Raw genomic sequence first — 21289 nt, 5'->3', positions numbered from 1 at the left:
CTTGGGGCATCAAATGGTCAGAGCTGGCTGCTGTCGGACAGCGCGGCCAGCCTGCGGGTCAGTTCCTCGTCCATCGCGCGCAGTTTCTGCTGCCGCGCCAGGCCTTCGTCGTCCATCGTCCGCTGGAAATCCGCGGTCGCCTCGGCCAGCCGGGCACGGATTTCGGGCTGCGTCACCAGCACGCCGATATATTCGTCAAGGTCGCGCAACGCGGTTTCCCGCGCCTTGGCAACCCCTTCATCGCCTTCCAGCCGTCGATTGAACGAGAAGTGCATTCGGTCGGCTCTGAGCAATGCCATCGCCCTATTATACACTTTCATCGGCTCCAATATGGCAAGCAACCCCTCGGTATCAAGCCCTTCTTCGCGCATCGCGATGTCAAGCATCAGGCCGAGCAGTTCGGCGTCGGCGGAATCGGGCACCGGGAGTCGCGCCAGCGCCTCCTCGTGGCGGCGCAACACCTCGGGATAGCGCAGCAATCCGCCGATCAGCGCCGCCGCGAGCGGGGTGGCGATTCCCGCCTGTCCGATCGACCGCGTCTCGTCGGCGGGCGGCTGCAGCCGCGGGTCGGGCTGAAAGCGCCGCCCGCCGCCGCGCTGCCCCTGCGGCGCCCACGGGACGCGCGGGCCGCGTTCGGGCCGCGCGCGCGCGAACAGCGTGTCGAGCCGCTCGCGAAAGGCCTCGCGATAATGGTGGCGCACGTCGGGGTCCTGGATCGCGTCGGCGTGGTTCAGCAGCCGCGTCTTGAGCGCCGCCCGCTCCTCCGGCGTGTTCAGCGGCGCCGCCGCGACCTCGTGCGTCCACAGCCGTTCGACGAGCGGCTGGGCGTCGTCGAGCACGCCGGCGAAGCCCTCGGCGCCCTTCGCACGGACGAGGTCGTCGGGGTCCTGCCCGGCGGGCAGGGTCGCGAAGGCGAGGCTGAAGCCGGGACGGAGCAGCGGCAGCGCGCGCGTTGCGGCGCGCATCGCCGCCTTCTGCCCCGCCGCGTCGCCGTCGAAGCAGAGCAGCGGCACCGGCACCATCCGCCACAGCAGGCCGAGCTGGCTTTCGGTGAGCGCGGTGCCGAGCGGCGCGACCGCGTCGGCGATCCCTGCCTCTGCGAGCGCGATCACGTCCATATAGCCCTCGACGACGATGACGCGGTCGGTGCGGCGAGATGCCGGGCTCGCCTTGTCGAGGTTGAACAGGGTGCGCCCCTTGTCGAACAGCAGCGTGTCGGGCGAGTTCAGATATTTGGGCTCACCGTCGCCCAGGATGCGCCCGCCGAACGCGATCACCCGCCCGCGCGCGTCGCGGATCGGAATCATCAGGCGGCCGCGGAAACGGTCGTATGGCTCCTTGTCGTCGACCGAAATCAGCATCCCGGATTCGACGAGCATCGCGGTGGGGAATTTCTTCAGCGCTTCCTTCAGCGCGCTGCGGCTGTCGGGGGCGAGGCCGAAACCGAAGGCGTCGCGGGTCGCGTCCGAAATGCCGCGCTTCGCCAGATAGTCGCGCGCCGGGGCGCCGTTGCCGCTGCCGAGCTGCTGCGCGAACCAGTCGGCGGCAGCCTGCACGACGTCGCGCAGGTTGGCCTGCGCCTCGGCCTTCTTCGCGGCGCGCGGGTCGGGGGCGGGGACCTCCATGCCGGCTTCGGCGGCGAGTTCCTTGACCGCGTCCATGAACGACAGGCCGCGCTGGTCGGTCATCCAGCGGATAGCGTCGCCGTGCGCGCCGCAGCCGAAGCAGTGATAGAAGCCCTTTTCGTCGTTGATCGTGAAGCTGGGCGTCTTTTCGTTATGGAAGGGGCAGCAGGCCTTGTACTCGCGCCCCGCGCGCGTGATCTTCACCGTCCGCCCGATCAGCGTGGACAGCGTGACGCGCGAGCGCAGTTCGTCGAGCCATTGCGGGGTGAGAGCCATCAGGACAGACTCTCGGATCCATTGCCGTTCATGTCTCGACTTCGCTCGACACGAACGGAAGAGGGGGCGATGGAGCGCTCTTTGGGCGGTTTGGCGAAATGGCTGATGGCTGCCCAATCCCCGCGGATCAGCGCTTCCTTCTTGGCGCGTGACCATTTCTTGACCCGCAACTCAGCTTCCAGGGCCTCTGTCCGCGTCGGGAAGTCCTGCGACCACATCAGCCGAACCGGCAATCGTGACGACGTAAAGCCTTCGATCTCCCCCGACTGGTGCTGCGCGATCCGGCGCTCCAGCTCATCCGTATGCCCGGTATAGTATCGCCCATCGGCATAAAGCAGGATGTAGGACCAGAACGCCATTCCCGCTATCTACCCGTTCGTGTCGAGCGAAGTCGAGACACCCCGAAGGCGTGCGCGATAGATGGGTGTCTCGACTTCGCTCGACACGAACGGAAGAAGGAAGACGGTTTTATCCGTTCTCAGCCCAGCGCCGCCTTCACCCACCCGCTCGCCTTGCTCATGTCGAGCTGGCTGCCGTGGCGGTCCTTCACCGCGGCCATGACCTTGCCCATGTCCTTGACGCTCGTCGCGCCGAGTTCGGCGACGATCGCCGCGATCGCGGCCCTGGCTTCGTCCTCGTCCAGCTGCGTGGGAAGGAAATCCTCGATCACCGCGACCTCGGCCGCTTCGGCGTCGGCGAGTTCCTGGCGGCCGCCCTGTTCGTACATCGCAATCGATTCGCGCCGCTGCTTGACCATCTTCTGCAGCACGTCGACGACCAGCACGTCGTCGTCGGCCGGCGGGGTGCCGGTGCGAAGCTCGATGTCGCGATCCTTGATCTTGGCCAGCATCAGCCGGATGGTGCCCAGACGCGCCTTGTCGCCGGCCTTCATCGCGGCAACCTGCGCAGCCTTGATGTCCTCACGAATCATTGCGTGTCCTCTTGCGCTGCCATTTCGGAAAGGAGCACCCTTAGCGGGAAGATTCATAATCCGATAGCTTGTGAATCACTTTTTTGGCGCATAGGTGATCGGCCGTTTAGCCTTCCCACCGGAGCATGCTCGATGGCACCAGCCACCCCGTCCGCCGCGCCTGAAGTCGCGCCCGCAAAACAGCCCGCCGGCGCCACCGGCGTACTCGTCCTCGCCGACGGCACGCTGCTGTGGGGCATCGGTTATGGCGCCGCCGGGGCGGCGGTGGGCGAGGTCTGCTTCAACACCGCGATGACGGGATATCAGGAGATACTGACCGACCCGAGCTATGCCGGGCAGATCGTCACCTTCACCTTCCCGCACATCGGCAACGTCGGCGCGAACCCGGAGGATATGGAGCGCGGCGTGCATGGCGCGGTGGGCTGCATCACGCGCGAACTGCCGACGGCGCCCAGCAATTTCCGCAGCGTCCAGACGCTGCCCGAATGGATGGCCGATCAGGGCGTGATCGGGCTGGCGGGGATCGACACCCGCGCGCTGACCCGCCGCATCCGCGACGCGGGGGCGCCGAACGGCGTGATCGCGCACAGCCCCGACGGCCGGTTCGACGTGGACGAACTGCTCGCCATGGCGCGGGGGTGGCCGGGGCTGGAAGGCCTCGATCTGGCGAAGGGCGTCAGCCGCGCGGACACGGGCGACTGGACCGGCGGCGCGTGGGCGCTGGGACAGGGCTATGCGAGCGCCGGGGGCGATGCGCGCCCGCATGTCGTCGCGATCGATTATGGCGCGAAGGACAATATCTTCCGCAACCTGGTGAAGGCCGGCGCGCGCGTCACCGTGGTTCCCGCGACCGCGACGCTGGACGAGGTGCTGAGCCACAAGCCCGACGGCGTGTTCCTGTCGAACGGCCCCGGCGACCCCGCGGCGACGGGGGAATATGCGGTGCCGGTGATCCGCGGGCTGCTCGACCGCGACATTCCGCTGTTCGGCATCTGCCTCGGCCACCAGATGCTGGGCATCGCGGTCGGTGCCAGGACGGTGAAGATGCATCAAGGCCACCGCGGCGCGAACCATCCGGTGCAGCGCGCGGAAGACGGCGTGGTCGAGATCACCAGCATGAACCACGGCTTCGCGGTCGACGCCGCGACGCTGCCCGCGGGCGTGGTCGAGACGCACAAGAGCCTGTTCGACGGATCGAACTGCGGCATCGCGATCACGGGCAAGCAGGCGTTCAGCGTCCAATATCACCCCGAGGCGAGCCCGGGGCCGCAGGACAGCTTCTACCTGTTCGAGAAGTTCGTGGGTGGGTTGACGTGACTCTAGCGCCTCTTGATGAGGAGTTGCTCCTTGCTTTGAGGCAAGGGCAACACTTCAAGGATAATCCCGGCAATCCTAAGACTATGTGCTCAAAGGACGGTCGAGAGGTTGATGCTGCATCACGTCGACTGATGGCGACTGGCTTTGCGGCTAGAGTCATAGATAGTGAACGACCAAATTTGATTCTCTTGAGAATCACTGATGCAGGGATTGGTAAGGCGGACATCCTTCTAGAAAGGCGTCGCGTCGCCCTAGAAAGAGCACGTACGCCGACGCTTCGCGATCGAGTAGTCAAACTTCCTATTGGCAAGGGTGTGTGGGACGTTTTGAAGATCGGCCTCGGCGCGGTCTTGGGCGTTGTCGCAGCAAAATACATCGGAAAATAGAATGCCCAAAAGAACCGACATCCAATCCATCCTCGTCATCGGCGCCGGCCCGATCGTCATCGGTCAGGCGTGCGAGTTCGACTATTCGGGGACGCAGGCGATCAAGGCGCTGAAGGAGGAGGGCTATCGCATCGTCCTCGTCAACTCCAACCCGGCGACGATCATGACCGATCCCGAACTGGCCGACGCGACCTATGTCGAGCCGATCACGCCCGAGATCGTCGCCAAGATCATCGAAAAGGAGACCGCCGAGTTTCCTGGGGGGTGGGCGGTGCTGCCGACGATGGGCGGGCAGACCGCGCTCAACACCGCGCTCGCGCTCGCGCAGGACGGGACGCTCGAAAAGTTCGGGGTCGAGATGATCGGCGCCGACGCCGAGGCGATCGACAAGGCCGAGGACCGGCTGAAGTTCCGCGATGCGATGGACAAGATCGGCCTCGAAAGCGCGCGCAGCGGTATCGCGCACACGATGGAAGAGGCGTTCGCGGTGCTCGAACGCACCGGCCTGCCCGCGATCATCCGCCCGTCCTTCACGCTCGGCGGTACCGGCGGCGGCATCGCCTATAACCGCGAGGAGTTCGAGGGTATCGTTCGCGGCGGCCTGATCGCATCCCCCACCACCGAAGTCCTGATCGAGGAATCGCTCCTCGGCTGGAAGGAGTTCGAGATGGAGGTGGTGCGCGACCGCAAGGACAATTGCATCATCATCTGCTCGATCGAGAATGTCGATCCGATGGGCGTGCACACCGGCGACAGCATTACCGTCGCCCCTGCGCTGACGCTGACCGACAAGGAATATCAGATCATGCGCAACGCGAGCATCGCGGTGCTGCGCGAGATCGGGGTCGAAACGGGCGGGTCGAACGTGCAGTTCGCGGTCAACCCGAAGGACGGGCGCCTGATCGTGATCGAGATGAACCCGCGCGTGTCGCGCTCGTCGGCGCTGGCGTCGAAGGCGACGGGCTTCCCGATCGCCAAGGTCGCGGCGAAGCTGGCGGTCGGCTACACGCTCGACGAGATCATGAACGACATCACCGGCGTTACGCCCGCGTCGTTCGAACCGACCATCGACTATGTCGTCACCAAGATTCCGCGCTTCGCCTTCGAGAAGTTCAAGGGCGCCGAGGCGACGCTGTCGACCGCGATGAAGTCGGTGGGCGAGGTGATGGCGATCGGCCGCACGATCCACGAAAGCCTGCAAAAGGCGCTGCGCGGGCTGGAAACCGGGCTGTCGGGCTTCAACTTCGTCGACCGGCTGGTCGGCGCGAGCGCGGAGCAGTTGAAGATCGAACTGGCGAAGCCGACCCCCGACCGGCTGCTCGTCGCCGCGCAGGCGATCCGCGAGGGGCTGCCGCTCGCCGAGATCAACCGCATCGCGGGCTATGACATGTGGTTCCTCGACCGCATCGCTGAGATCGTCGCGGCCGAGAAGGCCGTGGTGGCGGACGGCCTGCCGCGCGATGCCGAAGGACTGCGGCGGCTGAAGGCGATGGGCTTTTCGGACAAGAGGCTCGCCTATCTGGCGCTCCAGTCGGCGAATCTCCAGCCGGGCGCCGGGCATGCTGCGGCGCGCGGTGGCGGGCTGATCCACGAGGCGGTGAAGGCGATGACCGGCGGCGTCACCGAGGCCGAGGTGCGGAGCTTGCGCCACCGGCTGGGCGTGCGCCCGGTGTTCAAGACCATCGACACCTGCGCCGCGGAGTTCGAGGCGCAGACGCCCTATCTCTATTCGACCTACGAAGCGCCGACCTTCGGCGCGCCCGAGAATGAGGCCAATCCAAGCGACCGGAAAAAGATCGTCATCCTGGGCGGCGGCCCGAACCGGATCGGGCAGGGGATCGAGTTCGATTACTGCTGCTGCCACGCCTGCTTCGCGCTGGAGGAGGCGGGCTATGAGACGATCATGGTCAACTGCAACCCGGAAACGGTGTCGACCGATTACGACACGTCGGACCGCCTCTATTTCGAGCCGCTGACCGCCGAGGACGTGCTCGAGATCCTGCACGTCGAGCAGTCGAAGGGCACCCTCGTCGGCGTGATCGTCCAGTTCGGCGGGCAGACCCCGCTCAAGCTCGCGCAGGCGCTGGAGGAGGCGGGTATCCCGATCCTGGGCACCTCGCCCGACGCGATCGATCTGGCAGAGGACCGCGAGCGTTTCGCGGCGCTCGTCAACAAGCTCGGCCTCAAGCAGCCCGCCAACGGCATCGCGCGCAGCCGCGAGGAGGCGATCGCGGTCGCGGCGCGTATCGGGTACCCGGTGCTGACGCGCCCGAGCTATGTCCTCGGCGGGCGGGCGATGGAGATCGTCGACGATCAGGAACAGCTCGAAAATTATATCGAGACCGCGGTGCAGGTATCGGGCGATTCGCCGGTGCTGATCGACCGCTATCTGCGCGACGCGATCGAGGTCGACGTCGACGCGCTGTGCGACGGCACCGATGTCGTGGTCGCGGGCGTGCTCCAGCATATCGAGGAAGCGGGGGTCCATTCGGGCGACAGCGCCTGCTCGATCCCGCCCTACAGCCTGTCCGCCGACATCGTCGCCGAGATCGAGCGGCAGGCCGACGCGCTGGCGCGCGCGCTGAACGTGCGCGGGCTGATGAACATCCAGTTCGCGGTGCAGGCCGATCCCGGATCGCCGGCCGGGGCCAGCGTCTATCTGATCGAGGTCAATCCGCGCGCCAGCCGCACCGTACCGTTCGTCGCCAAGGCGGTGGGATCGCCGATCGCCAAGATCGCGGCGCGCGTGATGGCGGGCGAGAAGCTGGCCGACCTGCCGAAGATCAATCGCGACATCGCGCATGTCGCGGTGAAGGAAGCGGTCTTCCCCTTCGCGCGTTTCCCCGGCACCGATCCGGTTCTGTCGCCGGAGATGAAGTCCACCGGCGAAGTCATGGGAATCGATAGTGATTTCAACCTGGCCTTTGCCAAGGCGCAGCTCGGCGCGGGCGACAGCCTGCCGACCGAGGGGCGTCTGTTCGTGTCGGTCAAGGACAGCGACAAGCCGCGGATCGTCGGCGCGGTGAAGCAACTCGCCGACTGGGGGTGGCAGGTGATCGCGACCGGCGGCACCGCCGACTATCTGGCCGAGCAGGGCATCGCGATCGAGCGCGTCAACAAGGTGGCCGAGGGGCGTCCGCATATCGTCGACCGGATCAAGGACGGCGACGTCCAGCTCATTTTCAACACCACCGAGGGGTGGCAGAGCCTGCAGGATTCGCAGTCGATCCGCGCCTCGGCGCTCGCGGCGGACGTCGCCTATTACACGACGGCGGCGGGAAGCGATGCCGCGACCCACGCCATCGGCGCGCTGCGCGCGCGCAGTCTTGAAGTAAAGCCGCTTCAGGACTATTATTGACGCACCGCTTCACCCCCCGACATTGACGGAAACAGCGGCTCAGCCGCCCGACGCCCGGTTCGCCGGAACAGGATTTTTGACGAAGGACAATGGGATAATGGCAAGCGTTGAAAAGGTGCCGATGCTGGCGGAAGGCTATGAGAAGCTGAGCGCCCAACTCGCCGCGCTGAAGGCCGAGCGCCCGCAGATCGTCGACGCGATCGAGGAAGCGCGCGCGCATGGCGACCTGTCGGAAAATGCCGAATATCACGCCGCGAAGGAACGCCAGGGCCAGGTCGAGGCGTCGATCGGCGATCTCGAGGACAAGCTGGCGCGCGCGCAGATCATCGACCCCACGACGCTTTCGGGCGACCGCATCGTCTTTGGCGCGACGGTCACCCTGGCCGACGAGGACGACAAGCCGGTGCGCTACCAGATCGTGGGGCAGGCCGAGGCGGACGCCAAGGAAGGGCGGATCAGCTATAATTCGCCGCTCGGCCGCGCGCTGATCGGCCGCCGCGTCGACGACGAGATCGAGGTCACCGTGCCGTCGGGCGACAAATATTATCTGGTGACGAAGATCGAATTCATCTGACGGACGGACGCGCATGAAGCCGCAGGACGCGCCGCTGGTCACGGGCTATGCGCTGCTCTGCGCGGCGCTGTTCGTCGTGCTGACGCTCAGCGGTTTCCAGACCGAGGCGATCGTGCGCGCGGGCTTCGTGCCGGCGCGCTGGAGCGGCGAGCTGATCCTGCCGCCGGGGCCGTTCGTGCCTTTCGTGCTGACGCCGCTGACCTCTGCCTTCCTGCACGGGAGCCTGCTGCACCTGATCTTCAACCTGGTCGTGCTGCTCTATATCGGGCGGCCGCTCGAAGCGCCGATGGGGACGAAGGCCATCGCGGTCCTGTTGGTCGTCGGCGCCTGCGCCGGCGCATTCGCGCAATGGCTTTCCAACCCCACGTCGGTGGTGCCGATGATCGGCGCGAGCGGCGCGATCTCGGCGCTGATCGCGGTGTTCGCGCTGATCTTCAGCCGGTCGCAGGCGCCGGCGCTCGGGCCGATCCCCAGCCATTGGGTGCGGGCGCTATGGCTCGCCGCAGCGTGGATCGGCGTCCAGTTGCTGATCGGTTTCGCGGGCGGCGCCGGTTTCGGCGCCATCGCCATCTGGGCGCATGTCGGCGGCTTCCTAGCGGGCCTGTTGCTCGCGCGGCCGCTGCTGCGCTGGCGGTTCGGGGGGCGGTGAGCGGCGTTAAAGCTGCATCAACGGGAAGATGAGTCCGGTTTAAGCCGACCGCACCCGCTAACCGCGTTCCGAACGAGCCTCATTCCTCCAGCAAGCCTCCCGCAAGCAGCATCGCGACGCGCACGTCGATGCCGCATCCCTCGGTGCGCTTTGCCGCGACGAAATCGGCGATGCCGGTCAGCGGCACGCGGTGGACGATGATGTCTTCGCCGCCGACTCCGCCGCCGGGGCCGACCCTGGTCAATCCGGTGGCGACGAGCAGGGTGAAGCTCTCGCTGACCATGCCCGGCGAACTGAAGAATTCGCCGACCGTGCGCCAGTGCGCGGCGCGATAGCCGGTTTCTTCCTCCAGTTCGCGCTCGGCCGCCGTTTCCGACGCCTCGCCCGCGCTGTCGTCGCCCACGAGGCCCGCGGGCAGTTCGAGGCAGGGGCGCCCCAGCGGCACGCGATATTGTTCGACCAGCAGGACGTGATGCCCGCTTTCGTCCGCGTCGATCGCGAGGATCACCGCGGCGTGGATGCCGCGCGAGCGCGAGACATATTCCCACGTCCCCTGCTGCCGGACGGTGATGAAGCGGCCCTCCCATCGCGTTTCGATGGGAGCGTCGGGGGCGGGGCGGGACATGGCTTTCCTTTCGCGGCGATGGAGCGCGTCAAAGCTCGATCAGGCGATCGGGCAATTCGTTCGGATTTTCGCTGCCGCGCGGGAAATGTTCGGCGAGTATGACGCCCATGTACGCGACCGCCTCTGCCATGCCTTCGCCGGGCCGGCCGGCGCGCACGCGTTCGATCAGTGCCGCCATCGCGTCGCCCCATACCTCCGCCGGGACTTTCGAGGCGATCGCTTCGTCGGCGACGATGTCCGCGCGATGTTCGCGCAGGCTGAGATAGAGGAGGACGCCGGTGCGGCCGAGCGTCTTCGCCTCCGCCCCGACCTTGAACAGGTCGATCGCGCGGGCGCGGACGCGGCCGGCGAGGATCGCGCGCGGCGTCAGCCACAGACGCAGCGGACGCCACAACAGAATCAGCCACATGGCGATCCACTTGAGCACGCCGACTGCAATGACGACGCCAAGCCATTGATTGGCGGTCAGGCCGTGCCCCCAGCCGCCGGTCAGCCGGTCGTAGAGGCCCTGATAGAAATCGGGAAACAGCGCGATAACCGACATGGCGAGGAAGGCGATCAGGCTCGCCCAGACGAGCGCGACATCGTCGTAATCGTTCGATTGCGCGGCGATGACGGTGACGATCTCGCCGCTCGTCCGCGCTTCGGCCGCTGCGACCGCGGCGGTGACGAGGTCGTGATCGGCGGCGCTGACATGGCTGACTTTCATGCGTTCCGCCTCCCTACCAGCCGCCCGAGGCGCCGCCGCCGCCGAAACTGCCGCCACCGCCCGAAAAACCGCCGAATCCGCCACCGCCGCTCCAGCCGCCGCCGCCCCAAGATGAGCCACGGCCACCGCCGCCCCAGTCATGATCGCCCCAGACGATGATCGGCGCGGCGCCCCACGGGCGATGCTTGCGATGCCGCCGGCCGCGCCGCCCGAAGGCCGAGAGCATCGGCAGGACGAAGAAGAAAAGGATGATGAAACCGATAAAGATGAAGCCGCCGAAGCTGCCGTCATCGGCGCGGTCGCGCTCTGCCTTCGCAGCGGCGGCGGCGCGCGCCGCGGCCTCCTCGGGCGGGAGCGCGATCTGCTGCGCGATCGCGTTCACCCCGGCCTGGATGCCGCCCGGATAATCGCCATTCTTGAAGCGCGGCGTCACCTGATCGCGGATGATCCGCCCCGACAGGGCGTCCGTCAGGATCGGTTCGAGGCCGTAGCCGACCGATATGTTCATCCGCCGTTCGTTGGGCGCGATCAGGAAGATGACGCCGTCATTCTCTTCCTTGCCCCCGATGCCCCAGGCGCGGCCGAGCCTGTAGCCGTAATCGGCGACGTCCTGTCCTTCGAGGTCGTTGACCGTCGCGACGACGAGCTGGTGCCCGGTCGTCTTTTCGAGCTGTTCGAGCTGGGCGGTGAGGTTCGCTTCCTCGGCCGGCGGGATGATGTCGGCCTGATCGACGACGCGCCCGGTGAGTTGGGGAAAGGTCTGGGCAGCGGCGGGGACCGCCATAAGCAAAGCGAGGAGGAGGGCCGACGTCAGGGCGGCCCACAATCCCGCGAAACCGAAGCGGCCCTCGCGTCCGTTCGTGCTCTGGGCGAACGGGGGAAATGGCATAGCGATGGCCCTATTGCCCGAAATCGACCTTGGGCGCGACGTTGGCGTTGGGCGTCACCGCGCGATAGGGCGTCATCGGCTTTGCGCCGTGGACGATCTTGGCGCCGATGATGTCGGGGAAGGTACGGATCGTCGTGTTATAATCCTGCACCGCGTTGTTATAGTCCTGGATCGTCACGTTGATCCGGTTCTCCGTGCCTTCGAGCTGGGTCATCAGGTCGGCGAAACGACCCTGGCTCTTGAGGTCGGGATATTGCTCGACGGTGGCGAGCAGACGGCTGAGCGAGCCGGTGACATTGCCCTGCGCCTGCTGGAAGGCCTGCACCTTCGCAGGGTCTTCGAGGTCGTCGGCGGTCAGCTTGATCTGGGTAGCCGAGGCGCGTGCCTGGATGACGCTTTCCAGCGTCGCCTGTTCGATTTTCGCCGCGCCCTTCGCGGTCTCGACGAGATTGGGGATCAGGTCGGCGCGCCGCTGATAGGCGGCCTCGACATTCGCCCATTTCGCCTTGGCGGCCTCTTCCTTGGTGGGAACGCTGTTGATGCCGCAGGCGGACAGCGACAGCGCGGCGACGGGGACGATCATCCAGCGGGCGGAACGCATGGTCATGGTCTCTAAACTCCCTCCGGCGGCGTTTTGCCGCAACAATACACATAATAGGATGACGCTTGCCTTTGCGCAATCGTCGCGGCACCACTCGGCGGTTCGCCCAATTTTCCCGGGAGTGAGAAGATGTTGAACGAGTTCAAGGAATTCATCGCACGCGGCAGCGTCATCGATCTGGCGGTCGGCGTCATCATCGGCGGCGCCTTTGCGACGATCACCGGGTCGCTGACCGAGGACCTGATCATGCCCTTCGTCGGCTGGATATTCGGCGGGGTCGATTTCTCCAGCAAGTTCATCCTGCTGGGCAGCGTGCCCGACGGGATCGCGGCGACCGACTATGCGGCGCTCAAGAAAGCCGGGGTGGCGATGGTCGGCTATGGCGCCTTCATCACCGCGGTGATCAATTTCCTGATCCTCGCCTTCATCATCTTCCTGATGGTGCGCGCGGTGAACCGGCTGCTGCGCAAGGGACCCGAAGCCGCCGCGCCGACCGAGGTCGACCTGCTCACCGAAATCCGCGACGAATTGCGGCGGAAATAGCGGCGCTGCGGCGGCCAGCCGCCCACGTTGCAAACCGCCCCGCGGCTCCCTATATCGGCAATGCCGGTTTCGGCCGGCTATGAGGATAAATGGTGTCGTGGAATAGACACAGCGGACCCGGGGGCAGTACCCGGCGGCTCCACCACAAACCCGCGCGCTTTTGAAGGGGTGCGCGGGCTTCTGACGGGGCCGAACCAGGATCGACGTGTGTTCAAAGACGATGTTTTCTTCCGGGCTGAGTAACCCGTTAAAGGCTCAAAACCAATAAGTGCTAACGATAACGAAGCACTCGCTCTTGCTGCCTAACCGATAAGCCTCACGGCCTAAGGTTAGACAAATAGAACGCGGTTCGGACCGAACCGGGCAACAGAATCGGATACCAGCGGCTGGGGACGAGCCGGGCAACAGAATCGTCCCACCTTTCCCCACATGCCCGTGCCGATTGCGTCCTCCGCATCAGGAATAACCTGTTCCCCGGCGCAAGCCGGGGTCCACGCGGGGCAGTGCCATGCCATCTGGACCCCGGCTTGCGCCGGGGAACAGGTCTGTGTCGGCAGGGATGATTGCCGATCCGAGGGTGCCCTATCCGCGGCCCGGCCCCCACAGGATCAGCGCCGCGCCGCCGAGGCAGATCGCGCCGCCGATCAGATCCCAGCGGTCGGGCGCCACCCCCTCCACCATTTTCAGCCAGACCAGCGAGGCGAGGATGTAGATGCCGCCATAGGCCGCGAAGGCGCGGCCCGCGGCATCGGCGTCGACGCGCGTCAGCGCCCAGGCGAAGAGCGCGAGCGATACCGCGCCGGGTGCCAGCCACAGCGGCGAGCGGCCGAGGCGCAGCACCGCCCAGAAGGCGAAACAGCCCCCGATCTCGGCAAAGGCGGCGAGGATGTAGAAGGCGAGGGTGGACAGCGGCGCGGTCACGGATGGTCCGCCGCGCACAGGCGGTGATCGCCGAGCGCCTCGATCACCCGGCAGTCGCCCGCCAGCCCGCCGCGACAGCGCCCGACGATCCGCGCCAGTTCGTCGCGCAGCGCGGCGAGCTGCGCGATCTTGCCCTCCACCTGCTCCAGATGCGTGCTCGCGATGCGGTCGGCCTCGCCGCAGTCGCGCGCCGGATGATCGGAAAGGTCGAGCAGCGACCGGACCTCGTCGATCGTGAACCCGAGTTCGCGCGAATGGCGCACGAAGCTCAGCCGCGCGCGGTGCGCGTCGCCATAGCTGCGGTAATTGGCGGCGGTGCGGTCCGGCGCCGGAAGCAGGCCGATCCGCTCATAATAGCGGATGGTCTCGATATGCGTGCCGGTGGCCCGCGCAAGCTCGCCGATTTTCATCGCTTGACCCCGTAGTTGCTACAGGCTGCATATAGGACGCCGACTCGAAAACCCAAGGAGGTTCGGTGATGGCCGATTCATGTTGCGCCGGCAAAAGCGGCACCAGCGCGCTCAACGATCCCAGATGGCGGCGAATCCTGTGGATCGCGCTGATCATCAATGCCGCGATGTTCGGGGTCGAGATCGTCGCCGGGGTCGCCGCCGATTCGCGCGCGCTTCAGGCCGACGCGCTCGATTTCCTGGGCGACAGCGCCAATTATGCGATCAGCCTGGGCGTCGCGGGCATGGCGCTGACGTGGCGGGCGCGCGCCGCGCTGCTCAAGGCGGCGACGATGCTGGCCTTCGGCCTCTGGGTGCTCGCATCGACGCTGTGGGGATTTCTGAGCAGCAGCAGCCCGCATGCCGAAACGATGGGGATCATCGGCACCGCCGCGCTGGCCGCCAACGTCATCGTCGCGCTGCTCCTCTATCGCTATCGCACCGGCGATGCGAACATGCGGTCGGTATGGATCTGCTCGCGCAACGACGCGCTCGGCAATCTCGCGGTCCTCGCCGCGGCGCTGGGCGTGTTCGGGACGGGGCAGGGGTGGCCCGACCTGATCGTCGCCGCGATCATGGCGGCGCTCGCCATCTGGGGCAGTCTCGACGTGTTCCGCCATGCGCGCGGCGACCTGACGGTCGCGGCGCAGGAGGCGCGCTGAGGCGTTAGAAGGCGATGCCGGGTCGCAGGACGATCTGGAAGAAGGCGAGCAGCAGGGCCAGCGCCGCCAGCGGCGGGCCGGGGGGCGCGAGAGCATGACCTTCCGCTCCGGCGCGCCGCATGGCGAAGCCGAGCGCCAGCCAGCCGAGCCCGATCAGGTGCACGACGATCGGGATCAGCACGACCTCGACCGGTTCGCGCGGGGCGCGGAACGGAATGCACAGCAGCACCGCGACGGCCAGCGCGGCGGCGACTGGCAGCACCGTCGCGCGGCTCGCGGCCCCGCGGCGCAGCGGCCACAGCGGCGCCAATGCACGCCCGGCGGCGAACAGCGCGAACGCCGTCCCGGCGAGCAGTGCGGCGCGAACGCCGGTCCCGGCGCCCAGCCAGGCCAGCGCGCGGCCGACGTCGTTACCCGGGATCAGGCTGCCGACCGCCCATTGGCTCAGCGACTGGAACAGCCCCTCGAACGCCATCCAGAAGGCGAACAGGCGCCAGCCGGGTCGGTCCGGCCCGATCCGCCGCGCCAGCCAGAGGAAGAAAAGCCCGCTCGCCAGCGTCGCGACCGCGCCCGTGGCCTGCAGCAATTCGGCGATGGGCACATCGCCGCGCCAGTCGTGATCATTGTGGTAGAGCACCGGATGCAGCCCCGGCACCAGCGCCTTGGGGAGCACGAGCCCGACCTCCTGCACGAAGAAGGTCAGGTTGAAGGCGAGCGCGCAAAGCAGCGCCGATGCGCCGAAGCCGCGCCACTGCATGGGCTCGCGGCCCGGTGCCTGCGGCAACAGCCAAAGCCCCGCCGCGAGCGGAACGAAGGCGAGCGCGGCGACGAGGGCGATCAGGGTGGTCAAGCCCGGGCTTCCCGCAAGAGCATGATGACATGCCCGGCGTGCGCGGTCATCCGCCCGATCATGTAGCCGATCAACCCGCCGGCGCCTGCCAGCCGCCGCCGAGGGCGAGGAACAGCGCGACGAGGCTGGTCGAGCGCTGCTGCTCCGCCTGCGCGATGCTCGCCCGGATCTGCGCGAGCGAGCGTTCGGCGTCGAGCACGACCTGAAAAGCCTCGCGCCCCGCCTGATAGCGCAGCCGCGCGATACGCGCCGCTTCGCCCGCCTCGTCCGCGGCGCGGCGCAGCGCCGCCAGCCGGTCGAGTTCGCCGGCATAGTTGGCGAGCGCGCTTTCGGTCTCCTGCAACGCCGCCAGCCACGTCCCGTCGAAGGTCGCGAGCGCCGCGTCGGCGCCCGCCTCCGCCTGTTTCAGCCGCGACCGTGCGACCGCGATGTTCGGAAAGCTCCACGAGATCAGCGGGCCGATCGAGAAGCGGAAATTGTCCGAGCGGCCGAGCCCCGACACCGACCCCGCGGTCGATCCGATCGCGCCGCCAATACTGATGCTGGGGTAGAGGTCGGCCGTCGCGACGTTGACGCGGGCCGCCGCCGCCGCGAGCTGACGCTCTGCGCGGCGGATGTCGGGGCGGCGCGCGAGCAGCGAGGCGCCGTCGCCGACCGGGATCGGCCGGTCGAGCTCGGGCGGCGCCTGGCATTGCAGCGCCGCCTGCGGGGCCTCTGCCGGCGGCTTGCCGGTCAGCACCGCAAGGCGATAGAGCGCCGCGGCGCGCTGTGCTTCCAGCGTCGGCAGCGTCGCGCGCGTCTGTTCGAGCAGCGCGCCGGCCTGGCCGGTGTCGAGCCGCGTCGCGCGACCACCCTCGAACAGGCGGCGCGTCAGGTCGAATGTCTGTTCCTGGATGCGCAGCGTGTCATTGGCGACAGCGAGCTGGCGGTTGAACGCGCAGACATCGGCATAGGCGCGCGTGGTTTCCGCCGCGACGGTGATGCGGGTGAGGTCGAAGGCGGCCTGCACTGCGTCGGCGTCGGCGCGGCTCGCGCGGATCGCGCTTTCGACGCGGCCGAACAGGTCGACCTGATAGCCGACGTCGAGACCGACATCATAGCTTTCGCCCTCGACCGGGCCGACGCCGGTGGTCGCGCCCGACTGGCGCGCATAGGTGCCGCCGGCGCCGATGCTGGTCGTCGGCAGGCGGCCCGCCTGCGCTTCCTTGAGCACCGCGCGCGCCTGCGCCAGATTGGCGGCGGCGACGCGCAGGTCGGTGTTCGCGGCCAGCGCCTGCCCGACCAGCGTGTCGAGCGTCGGATCGCCGAACAGGCTCCACCATTCGCCCGGCGGCTGGTCGCCGGTGAAAGCGGGCGACGCGCCAGCTTCGAGGAATGGCACCTGCGAGGGCGCGGTCGGAGTCGGCGACACATAGCCGGGACCGACCATGCAGCCCGACAGCGCGAGCGCGGCGGTTGCGGAGAGAAGGATCGAACGGGTCATCACTGCGCCTCCACCGGCTGTTCGTCGCCTGCGCTGCCGCGCCGCCGCCTGACTCGCGCCTTCACCCGGTCGCCGAGGTGGCGGCAGACGACATAGAAGACGGGGGTGAAGATCAGGCCGAACACGGTGACGCCGAGCATGCCGAAGGTGACGGCGGTGCCGAGCGCCTGGCGCATTTCCTGTCCCGGGCCGCTGGCGACAGCGAGCGGGAGCACGCCGAAGATGAAGGCGAAGCTGGTCATCAGGATCGGCCGCAGGCGCGACCGTGCGGCATGCACCGCCGCCTCCAGCGTGCTCATCCCCTCTTCCTCCTCGCCCTGCTTGGCGAATTCGACGATCAGGATCGCATTCTTCGCCGCCAGCGCGATCAGGACGACGAGGCCGACCTGCGTCAGGATGTTATTGTCCATCCCGCGCAGGTTCACCCCGATCATCGCCGCCAATATGCACATCGGCACGATCAGGATCACCGCGAGCGGCAGCGGCAGCGATTCATATTGCGCCGCGAGCACGAGGAAGACGAACACCACCGCGAGCAGGAAGATCAGCACCGCGCTGCTTCCCGCCGCCTTCTCCTGATAGGCGAGGCCCGTCCATTCATAGGCGAATCCGGCGGGCAGGGTCTGCGCGGCGAGCCCCTCCATCGCGGCGAGCGCCGCGCCTGACGACACGCCCGGTGCCGCCTGTCCCTGCAATTCGACCGCGGGGAAGAGGTTGTAGCGCACGACGCGCGTCGGGCCGCTGTCGTCGCGGAAGCTCGCGACCGACGAAAGCGGGACCATCTCGCCCGACGAGGAGCGAACCTGAAGCCGCCCGACATCCTCGATCCGGCTGCGCGCGGACGGTTCGGCCTGCGCGGTCACGCGGAAGGTGCGGCCGAGGAAGTTGAAGTCGTTGACATAGGTCGAGGCGAGATAGGTGCCGAGCGCGGCATAGACCTGGCTGGGGTCGACGCCGAGTATCTGCGCCTTGTCGCGATCGACGTCGGCGAAGATGCGCGGGCTGCCGGTGTTGAACAACGAAAAGACCTGCGTGACGTCGGGCACCTGCTGCGCACCGCCCATCATCGCCAGCGTCGCTTTTTCGAGGTCCTGATAGCTGCCGCCGCCGGTTGCCTGGATCATCATGGTGAAGCCGTTACCGTTGCCGAGCCCCTGCACCGCCGGCGGGGCGATGACGAAGGCGTTGGCTTCGGGCAGCGCGCCGGCGAGCGCGCCCGACAATTGCTGCGACAGCGCGGTCGCGCTGAGCGCCTTGCCGCGATCGCTCCAGTCGGCGAGGCGGATGAACATCGTGCCCGCGTTCGATGCGGTCGAGAAACTCGCGCCGTCGAGCCCGGCAAAGGTCGAGACGCTTTCGATACCGTCCATCGCCGCCACTGTCTGCTGGGCGCGGGTCAGCACCTCGCTGGTGCGGTCGAGCGACGCGCCGGGAGGAAGCTGGACGACGCCGATCAGCACGCCCTGATCCTGGTCGGGGATGAAGCCCGTCGGCGTGTCGGTCAGGCGCCAGCCGGTGAAGGCGAGGAGCACCGCATAGATGACCAGCATCACGCCGGTCTTGCGCACCAGCTTCGCCGTCGTCTGGCCGTAGCGTTCCGACAGCTTGTCGAACCCTTCGTTGAAGCGGTCCGCCGCGCGGCGGCCGAAGCGCATCACCGGGTTCTTCGGTTCTGCATGCCGACCCTCTTCGTGCGGGCGCAGCAGCAGCGCCGCCATCGCCGGCGACAGCGTCAGCGAGGTGAGCAGCGAGAAGACCGTCGCGGCGGCGATCGTCACCGCGAACTGCTGATAGAAGATGCCGGGGATGCCGGGGACGAAGGCGGTCGGCACGAACACCGCGACGAGCACCAGTGCGATCGCGATCAGCGCGCCCGACACCTCGTCCATCGTCCGGTGCGCGGCCTCGCGCGGGCTGAGGCCCTGCCGGACATGCTTCTCGACCGCCTCGACCACGACGATCGCGTCGTCGACGACGATGCCGACCGCGAGCACGAGTGCGAAGAGCGACAGCGAGTTGATTGAGAAGCCGAGCGCGAGTTGCACCGCGAAGGTGCCGACGAGCGACACGGGGATGGCGACGATCGGAATGATCGCGGCACGCCACGTCTGGAGGAAGACCATCACCACCAGCACGACGAGCAGCAGCGCCTCGACCAGCGTTTCCTGCACCGCGGTCACCGACGCCTGGACATATTCGGTCGGGTTGAACGGAATCTGATATTCGAGCCCCGGCGGGAAATCCTTCGACGCCGCCTCGACTTCCTGCAGCACGAGATTCGCGGCGTCGAGCGCGTTGGCGCCGGGCTGCTGGATCACTGCCATGCCGACGCCGGGCCGGCCGTTGAACACACCGCGCACGCTGTAGTCCTGGCTGCCCAGTTCGACCCGCGCGACGTCCTTCAGCCGGGTGATCGCGCCGTTCTGCGTGTCGGTCTTGATCACGACATCGGCGAATTGTTCGGGGGTGACGAGGCGGCCGGGAACCTCGACCGGCAGCTCGAAGGCGGGATTGCCCTGACCATAGGGCGGGGCGCCGACCGACCCGCCTGCGACCTGGACATTCTGGCTTTGCAGCGCAGCGACGATCTCGGTCGCGGTCAGGTTCCGCGCGGCGGCCTTGTCGGGATCGATCCACACACGCATCGAATAGAAGCCGCCGCCGAAGATCTGGACGCCGCCGACGCCCTTCAGCCGCAACAGCCGGTCGCGCAGCGTCGAATTGGCGTAGTTGCCGACATAATCGGTGTCGATCGCCGGATCGGTTGAGGTCAGCGCGACGATCATCAGGAAGCCGGTTTCCTGCTTGTTCACCTGCACGCCGATCTGGCGCACCTGTTCGGGCAGGCGCGGCTCGGCGAGCGCGACGCGGTTCTGGACAAGCACCTGCGCGGCATCGAGGTCGGTGCCCGGCTGGAAGGTGACGGTGATCTGCGCCATCCCCTGCGTCGAGCTGCTCTGCAGATAGAGCATGTTCTCGACGCCGTTGATCTCCTGCTCCAGCGTCGAGGCGACCGTCTCGGCGATCGTTTCGGACGAGGCGCCGGGATAGGAGGCGGTGATGCCGATCGTCGGCGGCGCGATCTCCGGATATTGGGCGAGCGGAAGCTGCGGATAGGCGAAGGCGCCGATCAGCGTGATGAAGATCGCGATGACCGCCGCGAAGATCGGGCGGTCGACGAAGAAACGGCTGAATTTCACTGGCCGGCGCCCTTCTTCGCCGCCGCGCCCTTTGCCGGGGCCGCGGGCTGGCCCTTGGCGGTGACGACCTTGCCATCGGGGACGATGCGGCCTGCCTCGACCTTGGCGGGCTTGCCGGGCATCGCGCGCTGGATGCCGCCGACGACGACGCGATCCTGCGCGGTCAGGCCCGAGCGGATGACGCGCAGCCCGTCGATCACCGGGCCGAGCGTCACCGGACGTGCCTGCACGACATCCTTGGGGTCGATGACATAGACGAGACGGCGCGCGGCGTCGGTTACGATCGCGGTGTCGGGAACGAGGATCGTGGAGCGGGGCGCCGAAGCGGCGAGCTGGAGCTGGCCGAACAGGCCGGGACGCAGCTTGCCGTCGCTGTTGGCGACCACCGCGCGCACGGTGATCGTGCCCGACCCGGTGCTCAGCGCATTGTCGACGAAGTCTATGCGCCCGGTACGGGTGTAGCTTTCCTCGCCCTGCAGGCGGATGCGCACCGGTGCGTTCTGCAGCGTGTCGCCGCGGCGCTCATATTCGAGCAGGCTCGCCTCCGACCCCTGGAAGCTGAAATGCATCGGGCTGGTCGACACGATCGTCGTCAGGATCGTCTGGTCGGCGGTGACGGCATTGCCGGGGTCGACCAGACGCTGCGACACGCGGCCCGAGATCGGGGCGGTGACACGGGTGAAGCCGACGTTGAGCGCGGCGGCGCGGATCGCGGCCTGCGCGGCGGCGACGTCGGCCTCTCCGGCGCGCACGGCGGCGCGGCGCTGTTCGACCTCCTCGGTGCTGGCGGCCTGCGAGGCGGCGAGCGTCTGCGAGCGCGCCAGTTCGGTCCGTGCGTTGGCGAGCGTCGCCTGTGCCCGCGCAAGCTGCGCGCGCGCCTGGTCGAGCACGGCCTGCGACGGTCGCGCGTCGATGGTGAAGAGAAGCTGGCCGGCGCGGACATACTGGCCGTCGGTGAAATGCGAGCGCTGGAGGTAGCCCGAGGCGCGCGGGCGCACCTCGACGCTGTCGACCGCCTCGAAACGCCCGACATAATCGTCCCATTCGGTAACCTCGCGCACCAGCGGCGTGGCCGCCGTCACCGGCAGCGCGGGCGGACCGCCCTGCGCGTCGTCGCCGCCCGAACAGGCGGACAGCAGCAGCGAAAGCATCAGCGAAAGCGCGAGAGGAAAGCGCAGGGTCATGGCTTGTATCTTTTTTCTGTCAGGACGATGCGGCATCGCGCGGCGAGGGAGGGGGAA

At 67.6% G+C, this 21289-nt stretch carries 19 protein-coding genes and 1 other RNA gene; 7 read left to right on the top strand and 13 right to left on the bottom strand.

All coding sequences use genetic code 11. The annotated features are described in order from the left end of the window. Nucleotides 1-17: 17 nt before the first annotated feature. The 3 genes from dnaG to C3E99_RS11090 all read right to left on the bottom strand — a co-directional run bounded on the left by dnaG (nucleotide 18) and on the right by C3E99_RS11090 (nucleotide 2832). Nucleotides 18-1901, bottom strand: coding sequence for a DNA primase (gene dnaG, locus C3E99_RS11100; RefSeq protein ID WP_104959789.1), 1884 nt, complete (start codon nucleotides 1899-1901; stop codon nucleotides 18-20). Further along, nucleotides 1901-2260: a GIY-YIG nuclease family protein gene (locus C3E99_RS11095; RefSeq protein ID WP_104959788.1), complete on the bottom strand. Its 360-nt coding sequence runs from the start codon at nucleotides 2258-2260 to the stop codon at nucleotides 1901-1903. The genes dnaG and C3E99_RS11095 overlap by 1 nt, the downstream gene beginning before the upstream one ends. A 119-nt stretch (nucleotides 2261-2379) precedes the next feature. Beyond that, complete coding sequence (locus C3E99_RS11090; protein WP_067105413.1) at nucleotides 2380-2832, bottom strand: GatB/YqeY domain-containing protein; 453 nt, start codon at nucleotides 2830-2832, stop codon at nucleotides 2380-2382. A 132-nt stretch (nucleotides 2833-2964) separates the two neighbouring features. Here C3E99_RS11090 and carA point away from each other — a divergent pair, with 132 nt between their 5' ends. The 4 genes from carA to C3E99_RS11070 all read left to right on the top strand — a co-directional run bounded on the left by carA (nucleotide 2965) and on the right by C3E99_RS11070 (nucleotide 9116). Next, on the top strand, nucleotides 2965-4149 hold the full coding sequence (gene carA / locus C3E99_RS11085; protein WP_104959787.1) for a glutamine-hydrolyzing carbamoyl-phosphate synthase small subunit: 1185 nt from the start codon (nucleotides 2965-2967) through the stop codon (nucleotides 4147-4149). Nucleotides 4150-4536: 387 nt separating this feature from the next. After that, a complete protein-coding gene (carB, locus tag C3E99_RS11080) occupies nucleotides 4537-7893 on the top strand; it encodes a carbamoyl-phosphate synthase large subunit (RefSeq protein ID WP_104959786.1) in 3357 nt (1118 codons plus the stop codon). Between the two features lie 97 nt (nucleotides 7894-7990). Then, nucleotides 7991-8467: a transcription elongation factor GreA gene (gene greA / locus C3E99_RS11075; RefSeq protein WP_067105409.1), complete on the top strand. Its 477-nt coding sequence runs from the start codon at nucleotides 7991-7993 to the stop codon at nucleotides 8465-8467. A gap of 13 nt (nucleotides 8468-8480) precedes the next feature. Further along, nucleotides 8481-9116: a rhomboid family intramembrane serine protease gene (locus C3E99_RS11070; RefSeq protein WP_067105408.1), complete on the top strand. Its 636-nt coding sequence runs from the start codon at nucleotides 8481-8483 to the stop codon at nucleotides 9114-9116. Nucleotides 9117-9195: 79 nt separating this feature from the next. Here C3E99_RS11070 and C3E99_RS11065 read toward each other — a convergent pair whose 3' ends face one another. The 4 genes from C3E99_RS11065 to C3E99_RS11050 form a co-directional block, all read right to left on the bottom strand. Further along, the gene (locus C3E99_RS11065; RefSeq protein WP_067105407.1) at nucleotides 9196-9741 is read right to left on the bottom strand and encodes an NUDIX hydrolase; all 546 of its coding nucleotides are present in this window, start codon (nucleotides 9739-9741) and stop codon (nucleotides 9196-9198) included. A 28-nt stretch (nucleotides 9742-9769) separates the two neighbouring features. Further along, nucleotides 9770-10450, bottom strand: coding sequence for a TPM domain-containing protein (locus C3E99_RS11060; protein WP_104959785.1), 681 nt, complete (start codon nucleotides 10448-10450; stop codon nucleotides 9770-9772). A 13-nt stretch (nucleotides 10451-10463) separates the two neighbouring features. Then, nucleotides 10464-11234 carry a TPM domain-containing protein gene (locus tag C3E99_RS11055; protein ID WP_234002674.1) on the bottom strand — a complete coding sequence of 257 codons (771 nt, stop codon included), beginning with the start codon at nucleotides 11232-11234 and terminating at the stop codon, nucleotides 10464-10466. Between the two features lie 115 nt (nucleotides 11235-11349). Further along, nucleotides 11350-11946: a LemA family protein gene (locus C3E99_RS11050; protein WP_067105405.1), complete on the bottom strand. Its 597-nt coding sequence runs from the start codon at nucleotides 11944-11946 to the stop codon at nucleotides 11350-11352. A gap of 123 nt (nucleotides 11947-12069) precedes the next feature. Here C3E99_RS11050 and mscL point away from each other — a divergent pair, with 123 nt between their 5' ends. Continuing rightward, nucleotides 12070-12483 carry a large conductance mechanosensitive channel protein MscL gene (mscL, locus tag C3E99_RS11045; RefSeq protein ID WP_067105404.1) on the top strand — a complete coding sequence of 138 codons (414 nt, stop codon included), beginning with the start codon at nucleotides 12070-12072 and terminating at the stop codon, nucleotides 12481-12483. A 23-nt stretch (nucleotides 12484-12506) separates the two neighbouring features. Beyond that, nucleotides 12507-12864, top strand: a transfer-messenger RNA (tmRNA) gene (gene ssrA, locus C3E99_RS11040). A gap of 201 nt (nucleotides 12865-13065) precedes the next feature. On the opposite strand, the gene C3E99_RS11035 is transcribed toward ssrA, so the two are convergent. Beyond that, nucleotides 13066-13392 (bottom strand): YnfA family protein, encoded by a 327-nt coding sequence (locus C3E99_RS11035; RefSeq protein ID WP_067105463.1) that lies wholly within the window; start codon nucleotides 13390-13392, stop codon nucleotides 13066-13068. A gap of 8 nt (nucleotides 13393-13400) precedes the next feature. Next, entirely contained in the window at nucleotides 13401-13814 is a 414-nt protein-coding gene (locus C3E99_RS11030) for a MerR family transcriptional regulator (RefSeq protein WP_076076321.1), read from the bottom strand. Between the two features lie 68 nt (nucleotides 13815-13882). Between C3E99_RS11030 and C3E99_RS11025 the strand changes: the two genes are divergently transcribed. Then, entirely contained in the window at nucleotides 13883-14515 is a 633-nt protein-coding gene (locus C3E99_RS11025) for a cation transporter (protein ID WP_076076318.1), read from the top strand. Between the two features lie 4 nt (nucleotides 14516-14519). Here C3E99_RS11025 and C3E99_RS11020 read toward each other — a convergent pair whose 3' ends face one another. From C3E99_RS11020 to C3E99_RS11005, 4 genes are all read right to left on the bottom strand, one after another. Then, nucleotides 14520-15365 carry a hypothetical protein gene (locus C3E99_RS11020; RefSeq protein ID WP_104959783.1) on the bottom strand — a complete coding sequence of 282 codons (846 nt, stop codon included), beginning with the start codon at nucleotides 15363-15365 and terminating at the stop codon, nucleotides 14520-14522. 70 nt (nucleotides 15366-15435) lie between these two features. After that, complete coding sequence (locus C3E99_RS11015; RefSeq protein WP_104959782.1) at nucleotides 15436-16848, bottom strand: efflux transporter outer membrane subunit; 1413 nt, start codon at nucleotides 16846-16848, stop codon at nucleotides 15436-15438. Next, the gene (locus C3E99_RS11010; protein ID WP_076076313.1) at nucleotides 16848-20048 is read right to left on the bottom strand and encodes an efflux RND transporter permease subunit; all 3201 of its coding nucleotides are present in this window, start codon (nucleotides 20046-20048) and stop codon (nucleotides 16848-16850) included. Before C3E99_RS11010 ends, C3E99_RS11015 begins: the two co-directional genes overlap by 1 nt. After that, nucleotides 20045-21232, bottom strand: a complete 1188-nt coding sequence (locus C3E99_RS11005) for an efflux RND transporter periplasmic adaptor subunit (protein ID WP_234002454.1) — start codon at nucleotides 21230-21232, stop codon at nucleotides 20045-20047. The genes C3E99_RS11010 and C3E99_RS11005 overlap by 4 nt, the downstream gene beginning before the upstream one ends. Between the last annotated feature and the right edge of the window lie 57 nt (nucleotides 21233-21289).

This window comes from Sphingopyxis sp. MG, from assembly GCF_002953155.1.
Classification (GTDB): domain Bacteria; phylum Pseudomonadota; class Alphaproteobacteria; order Sphingomonadales; family Sphingomonadaceae; genus Sphingopyxis; species Sphingopyxis granuli.
This window is presented reverse-complemented; position numbering and strand designations above follow the sequence as displayed.

Excerpts from the sequence above, each read along its gene's own strand:
- C3E99_RS11060 (WP_104959785.1), bottom strand. The coding sequence starts at position 10,450 with ATGAAAGTCAGCCATGTCAGCGCCGCCGATCACGACCTCGTCACCGCC.
- C3E99_RS11055 (WP_234002674.1), bottom strand. The coding sequence starts at position 11,234 with ATGGCGGTCCCCGCCGCTGCCCAGACCTTTCCCCAACTCACCGGGCGC.
- carB (WP_104959786.1), top strand. The coding sequence starts at position 4,537 with ATGCCCAAAAGAACCGACATCCAATCCATCCTCGTCATCGGCGCCGGC.
- dnaG (WP_104959789.1), bottom strand. The coding sequence starts at position 1,901 with ATGGCTCTCACCCCGCAATGGCTCGACGAACTGCGCTCGCGCGTCACG.
- C3E99_RS11065 (WP_067105407.1), bottom strand. The coding sequence starts at position 9,741 with ATGTCCCGCCCCGCCCCCGACGCTCCCATCGAAACGCGATGGGAGGGC.
- C3E99_RS11070 (WP_067105408.1), top strand. The coding sequence starts at position 8,481 with ATGAAGCCGCAGGACGCGCCGCTGGTCACGGGCTATGCGCTGCTCTGC.
- C3E99_RS11005 (WP_234002454.1), bottom strand. The coding sequence starts at position 21,232 with ATGACCCTGCGCTTTCCTCTCGCGCTTTCGCTGATGCTTTCGCTGCTG.
- C3E99_RS11025 (WP_076076318.1), top strand. The coding sequence starts at position 13,883 with ATGGCCGATTCATGTTGCGCCGGCAAAAGCGGCACCAGCGCGCTCAAC.
- C3E99_RS11030 (WP_076076321.1), bottom strand. The coding sequence starts at position 13,814 with ATGAAAATCGGCGAGCTTGCGCGGGCCACCGGCACGCATATCGAGACC.
- C3E99_RS11095 (WP_104959788.1), bottom strand. The coding sequence starts at position 2,260 with ATGGCGTTCTGGTCCTACATCCTGCTTTATGCCGATGGGCGATACTAT.
- greA (WP_067105409.1), top strand. The coding sequence starts at position 7,991 with ATGGCAAGCGTTGAAAAGGTGCCGATGCTGGCGGAAGGCTATGAGAAG.
- C3E99_RS11015 (WP_104959782.1), bottom strand. The coding sequence starts at position 16,848 with ATGACCCGTTCGATCCTTCTCTCCGCAACCGCCGCGCTCGCGCTGTCG.
- mscL (WP_067105404.1), top strand. The coding sequence starts at position 12,070 with ATGTTGAACGAGTTCAAGGAATTCATCGCACGCGGCAGCGTCATCGAT.
- carA (WP_104959787.1), top strand. The coding sequence starts at position 2,965 with ATGGCACCAGCCACCCCGTCCGCCGCGCCTGAAGTCGCGCCCGCAAAA.
- C3E99_RS11090 (WP_067105413.1), bottom strand. The coding sequence starts at position 2,832 with ATGATTCGTGAGGACATCAAGGCTGCGCAGGTTGCCGCGATGAAGGCC.
- C3E99_RS11050 (WP_067105405.1), bottom strand. The coding sequence starts at position 11,946 with ATGACCATGCGTTCCGCCCGCTGGATGATCGTCCCCGTCGCCGCGCTG.